Here is a 15,641-nt window from a genome sequence, read left to right as displayed (position 1 = left end):
ATCAAAAACTTCCTGATTTTTCGAATGAAGCTACGGCGCTACATCCGTCCCGTCAAGGCCAGTCAACGGGGAATGGAATTATGTCCGCCATCGTCACACCTACCGATTGCGATCCGCCAGAAACAGGCCCCTCCGCCGGCTCGGCCGGCCGGAGCTTCGGACCCAACCATCGCTGGAAGGTGCTGGGCATCGGTGTCGCGGCCAATGCCGGCTTTTCCGCCACCTTCTCCGGCATACCGGCGACCGCTGTGGCGATGCGCCAGGGCTATCAGCTCGACAATGCCTGGCTTGGACTGGCGCTCGGGCTTCTCGGCCTCGGCGTGGCGTTGAGCGAATTGCCCTGGGGCCTGCTCACCGACCGTTGGGGCGACCGCCGCGTGCTGCTGACCGGGCTCGGCGCGACAGCGGCATGGCTTCTCGTCATGGCGATGCTCGTCGTGCCGACCAAGCTTGCGGTTCCCGGCGTCACGCTGCTGTCGGCAAGCCTGCTGGTTGCGGGCCTGCTCGGCGGCAGCGTCAACGGCTCCAGCGGCCGCGCCATCATGGGCTGGTTCGGCGAAGGCGAGCGCGGCTTTGCCATGAGCATCAGGCAGACGGCGGTGCCGCTCGGCGGCGGGCTCGGCGCGCTCGTGCTGCCTTCGCTCGCGTTGGACTTCGGCTTCGCCGCTGTCTTCGGCCTGCTTGCGGCTCTCTCCGCCCTCTCGGCTTCCTTCGCCTGGCGCTGGCTGCACGAACCGCCGACGCAAGGCGACGCGCACGCCGCCGCCGCGACGAGCGGTCCGGCGCCGCTGCGCAACATCGAGGTCTGGCGCATCTCGACGGCCATTGGCCTGCTCTGCTTCCCGCAGGTGGCGGTGCTCACCTTCGCCGCCGTCTTCCTGCACGACTTCGCCGGCATGGGCACATGGGTGACGAGCGCCAGCCTCGCCGCCGTGCAGACCGGCGCCATGGTGATGCGCGTCTGGAGCGGCCGCTTCACCGACCGCCACGGCAACCGCCGGCCGTTCTTGAAATTCTGCAGCGTGTTCAGCGCGCTGGCGTTCCTGGTCCTCTGGCTGCTGGTGATCGCGGCGTCCACGCAGCCGGCGCTGATGCCGCTCCTTCCCGCCATGGTGGTCGTGGCCGGCATCTCCGTCTCGGCCTGGCACGGCGTCGCCTATACCGAGCTTGCGACGCTTGCCGGCGCCGGCCATGTCGGCACCGCGCTCAGCCTCGCCAACACGCTCGTCTTCGTCGGCTTCTGCCTGGTGCCGATCGCCATTCCATGGCTCTTGCTGCTATGCGCCTGGCCCGGCGTATGGCTGGCAGCCGCGACCTGCGCGGCGATTGCCTGGCCGATCTTCCTGCGCCCAACCCGAAGCACCGAGCCTGATTAACCCAGCCTGATTCCCGGCCGGCTTTCCGCGGCAGGGGGGCCGGCTTGTCTCCAACACGAAAAAAACACGATCGATGCCGTTAACCGACCATCAAGGTTAATGCTTCATTTTGGCTCTCCGGGGTCAGTAGCGTTTCTGGAGAGTTCCGTGCATCGACGCGTTTTTATGCGGCTCGTCGCCGCCGCCGTTGCGAATAAACGTTCCTTCCTTCCTCCTTTGGTTCTGGGGCTCGGCTTCTGGGTCGGCTCCCCCTCCGTCGTCGCCTACCAGGACATGGCAAGCCTTGTTTCGGGTCTGGAATCGCCCAGCCATCGCTGGAACGCCTATGTCGAAAAATCCGTCGCCGGTTCGGTGCATGCCGCCGAGATGCCGTTCGTCGATTCGGCCGCCACGGGCTCGATCTCCGGCTCCGGCGTGGCATTGCCGGGCGTCGGCACGGTGGCGTTGCGCGGCAAGGGCAATGTCGCCGGCGCCACGCCCGACGAGGATCGCGTCGTGCGTGCCGACAAGAAGGGCCGCCTCGTCCAGGTCTCGCCGGTGGCGCCGCCGAAGAATTTCAGCGCCGGCTCGATCTTCGAGCGCACCTCCTCGCTGCTCCGTCCCGCGATGGACAGTGGCCTGAAGCTCACTTTCGCCAAGCCCGGCATCAAGGGCAAGGAGATCCAGATCGCCCAGGCCTTCCACATCCGCGAGGACAAGAAGCCCGATCCAGACTTGCCGGCGGCCCTCGTTGCGCTCGTCAACAACGACAAGCCCGACGTCCTCGCCACCGCCTATGCCCAATCGGCGCCCGACTACGCCAAGGCCTCACCCTTCGAAGCGCTGCTGCAGGACGATCCGAACGACGGCCGCTTCATTCCGCCGATGGGCAAGGGCGACCACGCCTGGATGCAGAACCCGCTGCCGGCGGCCGTCTTTTCCAGGCCGGAACAGGAATGCCTTGCCAAGGGCATCTATTTCGAGGCGCGCAGCGAACCGGTGCGCGGCCAGGCCGCGGTGGCGCAGGTGATTCTCAACCGCGTCCGCAACCCAGCCTATCCGAAGACGATCTGCGGCGTCGTCTACCAGAACGACAACTGGTTCAACCGCTGCCAGTTCTCCTTCGCCTGCGACGGCAGGAAGAAGCGCATCAACGACCCGGTCGCCTACAAGACCGCCCAGGATGTCGCCATGGCGGTGACCGCCGGCAAGATCTTCATCCCGGAGGTCGGATCCTCCACGCATTACTACGCCAATTATGTGCATCCCGGCTGGGCGCGCGCCATGCATCGGATGACCAGGATCGGCCTGCATATCTTCTACCGCACCTATGGCGGCGGCTGGAGTTGAGCCGTTTAGGCGGCTCGAACCAAGCCGCTCAATCGACGCCCTTCGTCAAGGCCGTTTGTCGCTCGCCGCGCACGCCGATCGGCGCGGCTTGCCGGGCGGATTCGCGCCGAGTCCTCGCGCGTGCGTGACGGGCACGATGTCGCACCCAAATAAGCCATTGATTTTAAATTGGAAAATACATCGCTTTGAAGTTCGGCCCGTGGCTTGACGGGCGCGGACCCTCTAACTATGTTGCCGGCGACTTTAGAAGCGGACGGACGGTGATCGTCTGCCCGGGCAGGGGGGTTGCGATGGCCGACGAAAACAGGCCAGACGGAACCGGAGAAACCGGCCGCGGCAGGCAGCCAGAAGCCACCATCCGCGACGACGAACTTGAGCGCCGCCGGCGCGAGCTTGAAGCATCGCTAGCGACAAGACGCACGGACCGGCTCGAGGGGAAAGACGAAGCGAACGCTGCGACCGGATACGGTCAGGCACTGAAGCTGTCCAGCGAGTTCATCGCCGGAGTGGTGGTTGGTGTCGGCTTGGGCTGGATCATCGACCGCTTGGCCGGAACGGCGCCATGGGGTCTGATTGTCGGCCTGTTGCTGGGTTTTGGCGCCGGCATACTCAATGTCCTGCGTTCGGCGGGACTGGCGCCACAGTTCGGTCAGGGCGGTACGCCGCGCGAGCCGAAGGAATGAGATGAGGCGCCGCAAGGCGCGAAAGAAACTTAAGAAGCCGGTTGTGGCTTTGACGGGGATTTAAAGTGGCTGCTGACAAGGTCGATCCGATCCACCAGTTCCAGATCCATCCGATCATCCCGCTCCATATCGGCGGCTACGACGTCTCCTTCACCAACTCCGCCCTGTTCATGGTTGTGACGGTCATCGTCGCTTCCGCCTTCCTCTACATGAGCACCGCCAGCCGCGCGCTCATCCCGGGCCGCCTGCAGTCGGTCTCGGAAATGGCCTATGAGTTCGTTGGCAATATGCTGCGCGACGCGGCCGGCAAGCAGGGCATGCAGTTCTTCCCGCTGGTGTTCTCGCTGTTCATGTTCGTGCTGGTCGCCAACCTGATCGGCCTGTTCCCCTATTTCTTCACTGTCACCAGCCACATCATCGTCACCTTCACGCTGGCCGCGCTGGTCATCGGCACCGTCCTGGTCTACGGCTTCGCCAAGCACGGCTTCGGCTTCCTCAAGCTGTTCGTGCCGCATGGCGTGCCCGGCTATCTCCTGCCGCTGGTGGTGGCGATCGAGATTATTTCATTCGTCTCGCGTCCCGTCAGCCTCTCGGTTCGTCTTTTCGCCAACATGCTGGCCGGTCACATCACGCTGAAGGTGTTTTCGGGCTTCGTCGTCAGCCTCAGCGCGCTGGGCGCGGTCGGCATCGCCGGCTCGGTCCTGCCGCTCGCAATGGCTGTCGCGCTGACCGCGCTGGAACTGCTGGTCGCCTTCCTGCAGGCCTACGTCTTCGCGGTGCTGACCTGCATGTACCTGAACGACGCTCTGCACCCGAGCCACTGACCGATTTTCACCGGCGCCCCGGCGCCAGCATTACCCAACGTACCAACCGCAACGATTACCGAAAACCACAGGAGTTTTGAAATGGACGCAACTGCAGCAGCTGCTATCGGCGCTGGTATCGCCTGCATCGGCATGGGCGGCGCGGGCATCGGCCTCGGCAACATCTTCGGCAGCTACCTCTCGGGCGCCCTGCGCAACCCGTCGGCTGCGGACGGCCAGTTCGGCCGCCTGATCTTCGGCTTCGCCGTGACCGAAGCTCTGGGCATCTTCTCGCTCCTCATCGCGCTGCTCCTGGTCTTCAAGTAAGAAGCACGCGCTGACGAAAGGGGCCGCATGGTGCGGCCCCGCCGTATGGACAGGGGAATGAGATGTTCGTGACATCTGCCTTTGCGCAAGAAACCGCGCCAGCCGCGGCCGAAGGCGAGACGCATGCGGGCACCGCCGTGCCTACCGAAGAGCATGGCACGTTCCCGCCGTTCAATGCCGAGACCTTCCCGTCGCAGATCCTGTGGCTGGTCATCACTTTCGGGCTCTTCTATCTGTTCCTGAAGCGGGTTGTGATGCCGCGCGTCGGCGGTATCATCGATGTCCGCAACGATCGCATCACGCAGGATCTCGACCACGCCGCAAGGCTGAAGGGCGAAGCGGACGCTGCCGTTGCCGCCTATGAGCAGGAGCTGGCGGAAGCCAAGGCCAACGCCAACAAGATCGGCCAGCAGGCGAGCGACGCAGCCAAGACCGAAGCCGAAAGCACGCGCAAGAAGCTCGAGGGGGAACTCGAGAAGAAGCTCGGCGAGGCCGAGGCGAGCATCGCCTCGATCAAGGCCAAGGCGATGAAGGAAGTCGGCACGATCGCCGAGGACACAACGTCGGCCATCGTCGAGGCGCTGGTCGGCACCAAGACCGACAAGGCCGAGGTTTCGGCCGCTGTCAAATCCGCGACCCGGTGAGGAGGGCATCATGGACGCCACATCACTCGCGACACTCTGGGCCACGATTGCCCTGATCATCTTCCTCGGCGCCATCATCTATCTGAAGGTGCCGGGCATGCTCGCCAAGTCGCTCGACGCCCGCGCGGCCAAGATCAGCAGCGAGCTCGAGGAAGCGCGCCGCCTGCGTGAGGAGGCCCAGCAGTTGCTCGGCCAATACCAGCAGAAGCGCAAGGAAGCCGAGAAGGAGGCTGCCGACATCGTCGCCGCCGCCAAGCGCGAGGCCGAGCTCCTTGCCTCCGAGGCGCACAAGAAGACCGAGGACTATGTTGCCCGGCGCACCGCGCTCGCCGAGCAGAAGATCAGCCAGGCCGAGCGCGAAGCGATCGGCGAGGTGCGCGCCAGCGCCGTCGACATCGCCGTCGAGGCCGCCCGCGCGCTGCTGGCTGCCAAGGTCGACGCCAAGGCCGGCGCGGACCTGTTCAAGTCCGCGCTGCAGGATATGAAGGCCAAGCTGAACTGACGAGCTTCACAGTTATTCAAATCAGAAAGCCGCCTGGGCAACCCGGCGGCTTTTTTGTTTGGAGATGGAGCGAAGCGCCGGAGCTGCCAATCTCCCCCCTTGTGGGGGAGATGCCCGGCAGGGCAGAGGGGGGGCGCGAAGGATCGCGGCCTCTCATCCGTATGTGCTGGATTGGGTGCAAGCTGTGCAGTGAATTCGCGCCACTTGCTGACAGGTCGGCGGGACAGCGCCCCCCTCTGTCTGCCGGACATCTCCCCCACAAGGGGGGAGATCAGCCGTCACCGGCGCCGTCGCTCACTCCATCCCGGCGAAGCTCTCTTCCTCTTCCGCGACCTCGACCCCGCCCAGCCGGAATGGCGCGAACGAGGCGCGGTGCAGTCTCGCCACCGGCCCATGCGTCTCGATTGCGCTCCGGTGCCGGACGGTTGCATAGCCCATATGCACCTCGAAGCCGTAGTGCTCGTGATGGCCGCCGCAGCCGCACATCATGCGGTCGCGCATCACCTTGGCGACGATCGAGGCGGCGGCGATGGATTGCGAGCGCTGGTCGCCCTTGATCAGCGCGCGGCCCTCGCAGGGCAGCCCAGGCGGCACGTCGCGGCCGTCGGCCAAAGCCAGTTTCGGCCGCAAGGACAGGCCGGCTGCGGCGCGGCGCATCGCTTCCAGGCTGGCTTTCAGAATATTGCTGTTGTCGATGCCTTCGGCGCTGATCGACGCCATCGAGACGCTGAGCGCCGAGCCCAGGATTTTCAGGAACAGCGCCTCGCGCTGCAGATGGGTGAGGCGCTTGGAATCGTCGAGCCCCTCGGGAATGTTCGCGGGGTTGAGCACGACCGCCGCCGCCACCACCGGACCGGCGAGCGGCCCGCGGCCAGCCTCATCCATGCCCGCCACCGGCCATAGCCCGTCGGCCATCGCCTTCGTCTCGATCGAGAAGTCGGGCTTTTCGACCATTTCAAAGAGAAGCGGAGAATCGGAACGCGCGCGAGCCATGGTGCGGCGAGGTTCGCATCGGCTCCGATTCTCCGCAAGTCCCTCCGGATCGGATGGGGCGTCGGACCGGGAGGGCACCGTCTCACGGCCGGGGGACAGGGGCCGGACGGGATTGTGGGGCAGGGCACAGCCACTAGGCCACGCCCTGGCTTGTCTTCGTCAAAGCAGCATCAACTGCTCGCCGGCGCCGGAGCCTGCGACGAACTGGTCGGTCCGAAGCTGCCGTCGCTCGGCATTGAGGCCGAGCCGCTTGGCGGCGATCTCGAAGCGCCGGCCGATCTGCCAGGCGTAGGGTCCGGCGCCCTTCATGCGCTTGCCCCATTCAGAATCGTAATCCTTGCCATCGCGCATCGAGCGGATCAGCGACATCACATGCCGGTAGCGATCCGGATAATGCCGCAGGAGCCAGTCCTTGAAGATCGGCGCCACCTCGAGCGGCAGCCGCAGCACGACATAGCCGGCTTCCCTGGCGCCGGCGGCGCGCGCAGAATCGAGGATGCGCTCCAGCTCCGGATCGGTGAGTCCGGGAACGATCGGCGCCACCATTACCGAAGCGGGGACGCCGGCATCCGAAAGCTGCCTTATCGCCTCCAGCCGCTTCGTCGGGGTCGATGCGCGCGGCTCCATCGTCCTCGCCAGCATGCGGTCCAGCGTCGTCACCGACAGCGCCACCTTGGCGAGGCCGCGTTCGGCCATGCGCGACAGGATGTCGATGTCGCGCGTCACCAGCGCCGACTTGGTGACGATGCCGACCGGATGGCCGCGCGCCTCCAGTACTTCCAGGATCTCGCGCATGATCCGGTACTGCTTCTCGATCGGCTGGTAGGGATCGGTATTGGTGCCGATGGCGATGGTGCGCGGCTGGTAGCCGGGCTTCGACAATTCCCTGTCGAGCATGCGTGCGGCATCCGGCTTGGCGAAGAGCTTCGATTCGAAATCGAGCCCCGGCGACAGGCCCATGAAGGCATGCGTCGGCCTGGCGAAGCAGTAGACGCAGCCATGCTCGCAGCCGCGATAGGGGTTGATCGAACGGTCGAAGGAGATGTCCGGCGACTCGTTGCGCGTGATGATGGTCCGCGGCTTCTCGACCTGCACCTCCGTCTTGAACGGCGGCAGTTCCTCCAGCGAGTTCCAGCCGTCGTCGAACACATGCCGGCTGACCGGCTCGAAGCGGCCGGACGGATTGATGCCGGCAGAGCGTCCGCGGTTGCGCTCGGGGCGCACGCGCATGCCGCTCTGTTCCATCATCGCGTTGGCCATCTCGGCCCTGCCGGCTCCGAAAGCGGCAATGTCGGCGCGCACGATCTGTTCCATTTTCGCCCTCTCCCAGGGACTGTCGGCAGGCTGTCGAATCGCTCTGTTCATGAAACTATTCCTATTTCGCCGATGAGAACAAAGCAAGAACTTTTTCGACTGGAACGCGCAACTGGCGCAGCGCCCGGCTTTCCGCTATTCGGCTAGGAATGCTCAGCGTTCTCATCGAAACTCGGAACGACGAAGAAGGCCTTGCCCGTACGCTCGCCTCGCTGATCGGCGGCGCGGTCGAAGGTGTGGTGCGCGACGTCATCGTTTGCGACACCGGCTCGACCGACCAGACGCACTACGTCGCCGAGCATGCCGGCTGCCACTATGTGGCCGGCGGCATCGCGGCCGGCATCGGCCAGGCCAAGGGCGACTGGCTGCTGCTGCTCGAGCCCGGCGCGCGGCTGGCCGAAGGCTGGATCGAGGAGGTCGCCGCCCATACGGCAAGGCAGACCATGCCGGCGCGGTTTTCACGTGCCCGCGGCAATCGCGCGCCATTTCTGGCCCGGGTCTTTTCAGGCAACCGGGCGTTGGCCGAAGGTCTCGTCATCAGCAAGCGCCAGGCTGCGGCACTGGCGAAAAGCGCGCGCAGCGCCGAAGCCCTGGCGCGCGGCCTGGCCACCAGAAGGCTCAACGCCGAAATCTGGGTGGCGCCGCCGAAGTGATGCCTGCGCCCGCAAGAGGAAAAGCCGGGCAGCTAAATCAGCCGTCGCTTATTGTGCATTGCACAAAATCGAAGGTGAGGTTAGCACTCTTCCCATGCGGGACAATCGGGATTGGGTAGTGCCGAAGCGATAGGCAACTGTCGTTTCGTCGGACGCATGCATATGAGGACCCGATGAATCTTACTCCCCCAGACAATTCCGGCGCGACCAGCCTGGATGCGATCGCCCGCAACGGCAGCCTGTTCAAGCGCATCGCCGTGCGCATCCCGACCTATATGACGGATCTTCGCGAAAACCCTGCCTGGTTGCCGATGTTCATGCTGGCGCGCACCATACCCGGGCGCCGAATGCATTGGCTGGGCGCCAAACGGGCCGGTCCGTCAGACAACACGGAAAAGACCATGTTCACCGGCACCGATCGCGAGGCGGTGGTCGAGGCGCTGCGTTCGGAGGGTTTGTTTTCGGGCTTCATGCTGCCGCCGTCGATCCATGAGGAGATCGCCGCTTTCGCGCAGCGCACGCCCTGTTTCGGCAATTTCGACCGCCGTCTCGAATTCATACCGGGCGACCATGCCGAGGCGGAGAAGCGTTTCGGCCGCTCCCTGCTCAGCGGACATTTCTTCGAGCGCATCCTGGATTGCCCCGCGGCCCTGGCCGTCCAGAAAGACCCGCTGCTCCTCGACGTCGCCCGGCACTATCTCGGCGCCCAGGCAAAGCTGATCACCACGCGCGTCTGGTGGAGCTTTCCGACCGGCAAGGCTTCCGACGCCGACAAGAACCTCGCCTCGCTCGGCAAATATCATTTCGACCTCGACGACTGGCGCATGCTGAAGTTCTTCTTCTACCTGGTGCCGGTCGATGCCGGCACTGGTCCGCATGTCTATGTCCGCGGCAGCCACAAGCGCCGCGCGCTCAAGCATCAGCTGACGCTTCTTGTCGGCCATCCGGCAGAAGATGTGCTGGACGTCTACGGTCCGCAAAGCCCGGTCACGTTGACGGGCGAGGCGGGTCTCGGCTTCGTCGAGGATCCGTTCGGCTTCCACATGGGCACCGTGCCCGCGCGTACGCCGCGGCTGATGATGGAAATCGGCTTCGGCGTCTCCAAGCCCTCGCGCCGCCGCTTCCACGGTGAGCCGGTCATCCGCTGATTGCGGCATTCGCGAGTTCGGCCGCTCTCATATCCCGTGGACTTCGACCGGCATCCAGGCGCTGCGGCGCCTGGCCAGCCGCTGCTCGCGCGTCTCGGCGTCATAGCGGACGGGGATCGGCTCGCGACAGAATAGCTCGCGGTCGTCGAGCGCGTTGACGTTGACGATCGCCCTGGCCTCGGTACCGTCGCCGGCGATCGCCGCGACATAGACGCCGCATTCGCGGCAGATGAGATAGTCGGCGGTGCGCAGGCCGAAGCGGTAGACCTGCAGCCGTGCTTTGTCTTCGACCGAAATGGCCAGACGCCCGCCCGGATCGGCGGCGGCACGCGAGCCATGCCGGGTGCAGAACGAACACTGGCAGGCTCGGATTTCCATTGCGGCCGGATCGAGCGCGGTGGAGAAGCTCAGGCGGATATTGCCGCAATGGCATCCGCCGTTGTGCACGGTCATGGCGCGGTCCCTTGCTTCACGGCACAAGGTACTTCGCCGGCATCGGCTTCGGAATGGCGCCTCGAAGGCGGGAGCGCCATTCCGTCTGCAAACCGGATGCCGATTGGATGGTTTGCCCGTGCTTTACGAGGCGGGTTTGCCGCCACGCCTGAGATGCTCGTCCAGCCGCGGCATGATCTCGACGAAGTTGCAGGGCATGTGCCTGTAGTCGAGCTGTGCCTTGATGATGCCGTCCCAGGCGTCCTTGCAGGCGCCCGGCGAGCCCGGCAGCACGAAGACGAAGGTGGCGTTGACGACACCGCCCGTCGCCCGGCTCTGAATCGTCGAGGTGCCGATCTTGTCATAGGAGATGCGGTGGAAGACTTCCGAAAAGCCGTCCATGCGCTTTTCGAAGATCGGCTCCAGCGCCTCCGGCGTCACGTCGCGACCGGTGAAGCCGGTGCCGCCGGTGGTGATGACGACATCGACCGCCTCGTCCTTCGACCAGCCGAGCACCTTTTCGCGGATCTTTTCGCGATCGTCGGTGACGATGTCGCGCGCGGCCAATATGTGGCCGGCTTCCACGATGCGGTCGGCCAGCGTCTGCCCCGATTTGTCGTCGGCGAGGCTGCGCGTGTCGGAAACCGTCAGCACCGCGATGCGCACCGGGATGAAGGGCCGGCTGTCGTTGGCCATCAGTCGGCCTCCATGCTGCGCGTCGCGGCGACGAACCAGCCGGGATGGCGGCCGCGGATGTCGATCGCCGCGCGCTTGGCGACATTGCCGGTCTCGAACAGGCCGAAACAGGTGGCGCCGGAGCCCGACATGCGGGCGAAGGCGGCGCCTGCCTTCTTGAGCGCCTTGAGCGTTTCGCCGATTGCCGGCTGGATCGAACGCGCGGCTGGCTCGAGATCGTTGCGCGTGGTCTCCAGCCAGTTCCAGATCGTGTGGAAGTCGAGGCGGCCGGGCAGTGGCGGCAACGGCTCGCTGTCGCGCCTGGCAAGCGCCTTGAACACGTCCGGCGTCGAGACGGCGACACCCGGATTGACCAGAACTAGCGCCAGCGCCGGAAAGCCAGCCAGCGGCGACAAGTCATCGCCGATGCCGCGCGCAATCAGCGGCCTTGCCTTGAGGCACATCGGCAGGTCGGCGCCGAGCGACAGGCCGATCCGCGCCAGTCCGGCTTCGTCGATATCGAGGTTCCATAGGTGCGAAAGGCCGTTGAGCGCGGCCGCCGCGTCGCTCGATCCGCCGCCGACGCCGGAAGCGATCGGCAGGTTCTTTTCCAACCGGATGGCGACGGGCGGGGTGCGTGCCGCACCGGCTTCCCGCCGCAAGGCGTCGCGCGCCTTCACCACCAGATTGCTGTCATCGAGCGGCACGCCGGCGGCGAAGGGGCCAGATACCGAGAAAGCGTCGCGCTCGGCCGGCTCGATCTGCAGCCGGTCGCCGAAGCGGGTGAAGACCGCAAGGCTGTCGAGCAGGTGGTAGCCGTCGGCGCGCCTGCCGGTCACATGCAGCGCCAGGTTGATCTTGGCAGGCGCAAGCCATGTCCGGGACTTGGCCTCGGGCTCCAGAATGTCGGCTGCTGGCGAGATGGGTTCAGTCCTTGGCCAGACGGTATTCGCCGGTCTTGGGGTCCTTGACCAGCGTGCCCATCGTGCCGTTGGCCGCCTGTTTCTCGGTGCGCCGGGTCTTGGCCGTCACGCGCTCGGCCTCGCGGATGAACGCGCGATAGCCGAAATAGGCGGTCGCGCCGACGACAACGAAGAAAATGATCTGCGGCATGTCGAAACTCCTTCCGCGTTTGCGCGGCAAGGCCGGCCGTACGGGTCGGTTAAGCGATTATGCTAGACGCTTTCATGGCGTTTTCAAAGCCCGAAGCGCGCCCACAGCGCGCGCTCTTCCGCCGCATCGATGGCGCCGCTGGCGACTGCCGCGGCGATGTCGGGCGCAGAGAAGCGCGAGCCGAACAGGCCGAAACGGCCGAAAAGCCCGCGCGGCGCGGTGATCAGCTTGAGCTGGGTCTTGTCGCCGAAACGGGTCTTGAGCACGCTGCGCATGTCGCCCAGCGCATCGACGAGACCGAGCTCCAGCCCCTTCTTGGCGGTCCAGAACAGGCCGGTGAACAGGTCCGGATCGTCCTTGAGCTTGGTGCCGCGCCGTTCCCTGACGAGATCGATGAAGGTCTCGTGCACTTCGAGCTGCAGCGCCTTCAGCCGCTCGACGTCCTCCTTCTTCTCGGGCTTGAAGGGGTCGAGCACGGCCTTGTTCTGGCCGGCGGTATGCACGCGCCGCTCGACGCCGATCTTCTTCATCAGTTCCGGGAAGCCGAACGATGCCGAGACCACGCCGATCGAGCCGACAATCGAGGACGGGTCGGCGAAGATCTCGTCGCCGGCGATCGCGATCATGTAGCCGCCGGAAGCCGCCACATCCTCGACGAAGACCAGCACCTTCTTGTTCTTTTCCGCCGCCAGATCGCGGATGCGCTTGAAGATCAGCCGCGACTGCACCGGCGAGCCGCCCGGCGAGTTGATCGAGATCGCGATCGCCGGCGCGTCGAAGCCGAACGCCTTTTCGATCATGCCGGCCGTCGAGGCGAGCGACAGGCTCGGCCGGAACTGGCCGCCGCCGGGCAGGATGGTGCCATGCAGCCGGATGACGGGAATGGTGACGACTGTCGAGCGCCAGGATTTCGGCAGCAGGCGGTTGAAGAAGCGTTTCACGAAAACTTGTCTCCAGAAGAGGTGCAAGAGCAAGGTGAGAACTCATCCTTGCTCCCGGCATGTAGGAATTCGCCGGCCAACGGCAATGCCGTAGTGCCGACCGATGCATGTCGCGCAAAAGTGTGCGGCGGTTTTGCGAAAAAGACATGCATAAAATAGTACCTTGAAGCGCGTCGCCTGGTTCCGTTTCAACGCGACGCGCTTCAAGGATCAATCGCCGAACAGCGACGCCAGCCCGTTGTTGATCATCTCGGTCCGCTCCGTCGGCCCGTTGCCGGACGGTCCGTGCAAGATCAGCGGCGGCCGGATCGACAGCTTGCCGCGCGCGCCGAGCACTGCCCTGACGACGATCCGGATCGCCGCCGCGTCCGGGCGAGGATGGACGCAGAGCATCTCGGCGTCGCCGAAGCGGCCTTCGATCGCGTCGAGCATGGTGACGAGCTGCTCCGGCCGGGCAATCGCCGCCAGCCCGCCGCGCGGCTTGACGATCGCCGCCGCGCTCCTGATCCAGCGCTCGAACAGCCCATCCTCCGTGACATGCGCTTCCCGGCGCAGCGCGTCCGGGGTGGCGCGATCCTCGGCGGCGTTGAAGGGCGGGTTCATGATGACGAAGTCGAAAGAGTTGTCGGCAAGCCCGGCTTCGGCCCGTGCGCGGCCGGCAAGCGTGACGTCGGCCGTCAGCACCGAGGCGCGGTCGCCGAGATGCGCATTGCCCGGATGCGCGAGCGTGGCGGCGGCAAAGCCGGCCATCTCGGCGGAGCGCTCGACCAGCACCGCGCGCGATTGCGGACAGCGCGACAGGACGGCAAGGGCCGCGGCGCCGGCGCCGGCGCCAAAATCGGCGAGCCTGCCGGAGAAAACCGACGGCACGGCCGCCGCCAGCATCATGGCATCCATGCCGGCGCGGTGGCCTTGCCGTGGCTGCACCAGCCAGAAGCGTCCGCGATGGAAGGCATCGACCGTATGGGCCGGGGTGTCGGCCTGCGAGGCGTTGGGAGCGAGGTTGCTGGGAGCGGGCATTATTTCCGGCGGATCTCGTTCTCGATGCCGGCATCCTTCAGGATGCGCCGCGCCGCATCGGCCTTGTCGGCATCGACCATGATGCGCCTCGGCAGGATGCCGATAGATCCGTCGAGCACGCTCATGTTCTGGTCGGCGACGAAGCAGGCGATGCCGGCGTCGCGCATCAGCGATTCGACGAAGGAGATGAGGACGGCGTCATTGGTGCGGACGAGTTCAATCATGGAATGAAAATCGCAGGTTGCGGCGTTCATGTAAACGTCGAGGCGGACCCGCGCCAGCCAAGCCGCGCCAATTCGCCTCTTGCCGTGCGCGGTTGTGCCGACCTAGAGTCCCGTCGGGACCAGGGTGTTGTCGTGCGCGTCAACCGAGACGGGAGTGATCGTGGTGGGTGTCGTTCTGAATATCGAGGGCAAGCGGGAACCTGCTTCCATCAAGGATCTCATCGATCTGACGGCAGCCGACATGGGACGCGTCAACGAGCTGATCCTGTCGAAGGCCGGCTCCGACGTCGAGATGATCCCCGAGGTCGCCAACCACCTGATATCGTCCGGCGGCAAGCGGCTCAGGCCGATGCTGACGCTCGCCGCCGCCCAGATGTTCGGCTATGCCGGCGAGGGCCATGTCAAGCTCGCCACCGCGGTCGAGTTCATGCACACGGCCACGCTCCTGCATGACGACGTCGTCGACGAAAGCGCGCTGCGCCGCGGCAAGAAGACGGCGCGCATGATCTGGGGCAACCAGGCGAGCGTGCTGGTCGGCGATTTCCTGCTCGGCCAGGCTTTTCGCATGATGGTCGAGGTCGGCTCGCTGGAAGCTTTGGACATCCTGTCGAGCGCCGCCTCCATCATCGCCGAGGGCGAGGTGATGCAACTGGCCGCCGCCAAGAACCTGGAGACCACCGAGGACGAGCATTTCGCGGTCATCAAGGCCAAGACCGCCGCCCTGTTCTCGGCCGCTGCCGAGGTCGGCCCGGTAATCGCCCAGGCCAGCCGCAACGATCGCGCCGCGCTGCGCTCCTACGGCATGAATCTCGGCCTTGCCTTCCAGCTCATCGACGACGCGCTGGACTATGGCGGCTCCAGCAAGGAGCTCGGCAAGAATGTCGGCGACGATTTCCGCGAGGGCAAGGTGACGCTGCCGGTGATCCTCGCCTACCGGCGCGGCACCAAGGCCGAGCGCACCTTCTGGAAGCGCGCGATCGAGGACAATGTCACCGACGATGCCGGGCTGGAGAAGGCGATCGGCCTGATGACCCGCCACGGGGCGATTGCCGACACGATCGGCCGCGCCCGTCACTTCGGCGAGATCGCCCGCGACGCCCTGGCGCCGCTGGAGGCGACGCCGCAGAAGTCGGCGCTGATCGACGTCATCGATTTCTGCATCAGCCGCGTCAACTGAGAGCCTGGTTTCCGGGTGTCCGCTGTGCGATGCCGTTGCCGCCGAGGGGTTCCGCTCTACCCGTTTGTAGAACGATCGATTGCCATGGGAGATCGGCGCATCAGCCAGACGGGTAATCGACGTCAGGGCTGGATGCAGATATTATTCCCGGCGGCCATGCTCTGTTGAGCGGCACGAATGTGATTCGCGCGGATTGAAGCGTGACCCCAAAAAGGCCATGCTTTGTCTGGAAAAGATCGAGTCTGTGGGCGGTCCGCCAAGGGCGGGATCGCGTCTGGCTGAAAGGG

19 protein-coding genes are annotated in these 15,641 nt (G+C 65.5%); 10 read left to right on the top strand and 9 right to left on the bottom strand.

Annotated elements, in window-relative coordinates; translation table 11 throughout:
• Window positions 1-80: 80 nt before the first annotated feature.
• The 7 genes from EN874_RS18640 to EN874_RS18610 all read left to right on the top strand — a co-directional run bounded on the left by EN874_RS18640 (window position 81) and on the right by EN874_RS18610 (window position 5,664).
• Window positions 81-1,376, top strand: a complete 1,296-nt coding sequence (locus EN874_RS18640) for an MFS transporter (RefSeq protein WP_127426398.1) — start codon at window positions 81-83, stop codon at window positions 1,374-1,376.
• 147 nt (window positions 1,377-1,523) lie between these two features.
• The gene (locus tag EN874_RS18635) at window positions 1,524-2,705 is read left to right on the top strand and encodes a cell wall hydrolase (RefSeq protein ID WP_127426397.1); all 1,182 of its coding nucleotides are present in this window, start codon (window positions 1,524-1,526) and stop codon (window positions 2,703-2,705) included.
• Window positions 2,706-2,995: 290 nt separating this feature from the next.
• On the top strand, window positions 2,996-3,388 hold the full coding sequence (locus tag EN874_RS18630) for an AtpZ/AtpI family protein (RefSeq protein ID WP_126085300.1): 393 nt from the start codon (window positions 2,996-2,998) through the stop codon (window positions 3,386-3,388).
• A 65-nt stretch (window positions 3,389-3,453) separates the two neighbouring features.
• Window positions 3,454-4,212, top strand: coding sequence for a F0F1 ATP synthase subunit A (locus tag EN874_RS18625; RefSeq protein WP_126085299.1), 759 nt, complete (start codon window positions 3,454-3,456; stop codon window positions 4,210-4,212).
• Between the two features lie 81 nt (window positions 4,213-4,293).
• Window positions 4,294-4,518, top strand: a complete 225-nt coding sequence (locus EN874_RS18620; RefSeq protein WP_027164582.1) for a F0F1 ATP synthase subunit C — start codon at window positions 4,294-4,296, stop codon at window positions 4,516-4,518.
• Between the two features lie 62 nt (window positions 4,519-4,580).
• Complete coding sequence (locus EN874_RS18615) at window positions 4,581-5,162, top strand: F0F1 ATP synthase subunit B (RefSeq protein WP_127426396.1); 582 nt, start codon at window positions 4,581-4,583, stop codon at window positions 5,160-5,162.
• Between the two features lie 10 nt (window positions 5,163-5,172).
• A complete protein-coding gene (locus tag EN874_RS18610) occupies window positions 5,173-5,664 on the top strand; it encodes a F0F1 ATP synthase subunit B (RefSeq protein WP_127426395.1) in 492 nt (163 codons plus the stop codon).
• Between the two features lie 294 nt (window positions 5,665-5,958).
• Here EN874_RS18610 and EN874_RS18605 read toward each other — a convergent pair whose 3' ends face one another.
• Together EN874_RS18605 and EN874_RS18600 are read right to left on the bottom strand one after the other, a co-directional pair.
• Window positions 5,959-6,657 carry a ribonuclease HII gene (locus EN874_RS18605; RefSeq protein ID WP_127426394.1) on the bottom strand — a complete coding sequence of 233 codons (699 nt, stop codon included), beginning with the start codon at window positions 6,655-6,657 and terminating at the stop codon, window positions 5,959-5,961.
• A 159-nt stretch (window positions 6,658-6,816) separates the two neighbouring features.
• Window positions 6,817-7,971 carry a PA0069 family radical SAM protein gene (locus tag EN874_RS18600; protein ID WP_126085295.1) on the bottom strand — a complete coding sequence of 385 codons (1,155 nt, stop codon included), beginning with the start codon at window positions 7,969-7,971 and terminating at the stop codon, window positions 6,817-6,819.
• A 149-nt stretch (window positions 7,972-8,120) separates the two neighbouring features.
• On the opposite strand from EN874_RS18600, the gene EN874_RS18595 reads away from it, so the two are divergent.
• Window positions 8,121-8,624 (top strand): glycosyltransferase, encoded by a 504-nt coding sequence (locus EN874_RS18595; RefSeq protein ID WP_127426393.1) that lies wholly within the window; start codon window positions 8,121-8,123, stop codon window positions 8,622-8,624.
• Between the two features lie 173 nt (window positions 8,625-8,797).
• The gene (locus tag EN874_RS18590) at window positions 8,798-9,772 is read left to right on the top strand and encodes a hypothetical protein (RefSeq protein WP_127426392.1); all 975 of its coding nucleotides are present in this window, start codon (window positions 8,798-8,800) and stop codon (window positions 9,770-9,772) included.
• 27 nt (window positions 9,773-9,799) lie between these two features.
• Here EN874_RS18590 and EN874_RS18585 read toward each other — a convergent pair whose 3' ends face one another.
• The 7 genes from EN874_RS18585 to EN874_RS18555 form a co-directional block, all read right to left on the bottom strand.
• Window positions 9,800-10,225 carry an aldehyde-activating protein gene (locus tag EN874_RS18585; protein WP_127426391.1) on the bottom strand — a complete coding sequence of 142 codons (426 nt, stop codon included), beginning with the start codon at window positions 10,223-10,225 and terminating at the stop codon, window positions 9,800-9,802.
• Window positions 10,226-10,348: 123 nt separating this feature from the next.
• Window positions 10,349-10,900 carry a molybdenum cofactor biosynthesis protein B gene (moaB, locus tag EN874_RS18580; protein ID WP_127426390.1) on the bottom strand — a complete coding sequence of 184 codons (552 nt, stop codon included), beginning with the start codon at window positions 10,898-10,900 and terminating at the stop codon, window positions 10,349-10,351.
• The gene (locus EN874_RS18575) at window positions 10,900-11,781 is read right to left on the bottom strand and encodes a 4-(cytidine 5'-diphospho)-2-C-methyl-D-erythritol kinase (protein WP_127426389.1); all 882 of its coding nucleotides are present in this window, start codon (window positions 11,779-11,781) and stop codon (window positions 10,900-10,902) included. The genes moaB and EN874_RS18575 overlap by 1 nt, the downstream gene beginning before the upstream one ends.
• Window positions 11,782-11,806: 25 nt before the next feature.
• Window positions 11,807-11,992 (bottom strand): hypothetical protein, encoded by a 186-nt coding sequence (locus tag EN874_RS18570; RefSeq protein ID WP_135884709.1) that lies wholly within the window; start codon window positions 11,990-11,992, stop codon window positions 11,807-11,809.
• A gap of 83 nt (window positions 11,993-12,075) precedes the next feature.
• Window positions 12,076-12,933, bottom strand: coding sequence for a S49 family peptidase (locus EN874_RS18565; protein WP_127426387.1), 858 nt, complete (start codon window positions 12,931-12,933; stop codon window positions 12,076-12,078).
• A 210-nt stretch (window positions 12,934-13,143) separates the two neighbouring features.
• On the bottom strand, window positions 13,144-13,953 hold the full coding sequence (locus EN874_RS18560; RefSeq protein ID WP_127426386.1) for a methyltransferase: 810 nt from the start codon (window positions 13,951-13,953) through the stop codon (window positions 13,144-13,146).
• Window positions 13,953-14,177: a DUF2007 domain-containing protein gene (locus tag EN874_RS18555; RefSeq protein ID WP_059186744.1), complete on the bottom strand. Its 225-nt coding sequence runs from the start codon at window positions 14,175-14,177 to the stop codon at window positions 13,953-13,955. The genes EN874_RS18560 and EN874_RS18555 overlap by 1 nt, the downstream gene beginning before the upstream one ends.
• A 163-nt stretch (window positions 14,178-14,340) precedes the next feature.
• Here EN874_RS18555 and EN874_RS18550 point away from each other — a divergent pair, with 163 nt between their 5' ends.
• Complete coding sequence (locus tag EN874_RS18550) at window positions 14,341-15,354, top strand: polyprenyl synthetase family protein (protein WP_126085287.1); 1,014 nt, start codon at window positions 14,341-14,343, stop codon at window positions 15,352-15,354.
• Window positions 15,355-15,641: the final 287 nt, after the last annotated feature.

It is taken from the genome of Mesorhizobium sp. M1D.F.Ca.ET.231.01.1.1, from assembly GCF_003999155.2.
Classification (GTDB): Bacteria; Pseudomonadota; Alphaproteobacteria; order Rhizobiales; family Rhizobiaceae; genus Mesorhizobium.
The sequence above is the reverse complement of the archived record's forward strand: the minus strand, read 5'-3'. Positions and strand labels throughout refer to the sequence as shown.

Excerpts from the sequence above, each read along its gene's own strand:
- EN874_RS18640 (WP_127426398.1), top strand. The coding sequence starts at position 81 with ATGTCCGCCATCGTCACACCTACCGATTGCGATCCGCCAGAAACAGGC.
- EN874_RS18630 (WP_126085300.1), top strand. The coding sequence starts at position 2,996 with ATGGCCGACGAAAACAGGCCAGACGGAACCGGAGAAACCGGCCGCGGC.
- EN874_RS18620 (WP_027164582.1), top strand. The coding sequence starts at position 4,294 with ATGGACGCAACTGCAGCAGCTGCTATCGGCGCTGGTATCGCCTGCATC.
- EN874_RS18615 (WP_127426396.1), top strand. The coding sequence starts at position 4,581 with ATGTTCGTGACATCTGCCTTTGCGCAAGAAACCGCGCCAGCCGCGGCC.
- EN874_RS18610 (WP_127426395.1), top strand. The coding sequence starts at position 5,173 with ATGGACGCCACATCACTCGCGACACTCTGGGCCACGATTGCCCTGATC.
- EN874_RS18605 (WP_127426394.1), bottom strand. The coding sequence starts at position 6,657 with ATGGCTCGCGCGCGTTCCGATTCTCCGCTTCTCTTTGAAATGGTCGAA.
- EN874_RS18600 (WP_126085295.1), bottom strand. The coding sequence starts at position 7,971 with ATGGAACAGATCGTGCGCGCCGACATTGCCGCTTTCGGAGCCGGCAGG.
- EN874_RS18595 (WP_127426393.1), top strand. The coding sequence starts at position 8,121 with ATGCTCAGCGTTCTCATCGAAACTCGGAACGACGAAGAAGGCCTTGCC.
- EN874_RS18590 (WP_127426392.1), top strand. The coding sequence starts at position 8,798 with ATGAATCTTACTCCCCCAGACAATTCCGGCGCGACCAGCCTGGATGCG.
- EN874_RS18585 (WP_127426391.1), bottom strand. The coding sequence starts at position 10,225 with ATGACCGTGCACAACGGCGGATGCCATTGCGGCAATATCCGCCTGAGC.
- moaB (WP_127426390.1), bottom strand. The coding sequence starts at position 10,900 with ATGGCCAACGACAGCCGGCCCTTCATCCCGGTGCGCATCGCGGTGCTG.
- EN874_RS18570 (WP_135884709.1), bottom strand. The coding sequence starts at position 11,992 with ATGCCGCAGATCATTTTCTTCGTTGTCGTCGGCGCGACCGCCTATTTC.
- EN874_RS18560 (WP_127426386.1), bottom strand. The coding sequence starts at position 13,953 with ATGCCCGCTCCCAGCAACCTCGCTCCCAACGCCTCGCAGGCCGACACC.
- EN874_RS18555 (WP_059186744.1), bottom strand. The coding sequence starts at position 14,177 with ATGATTGAACTCGTCCGCACCAATGACGCCGTCCTCATCTCCTTCGTC.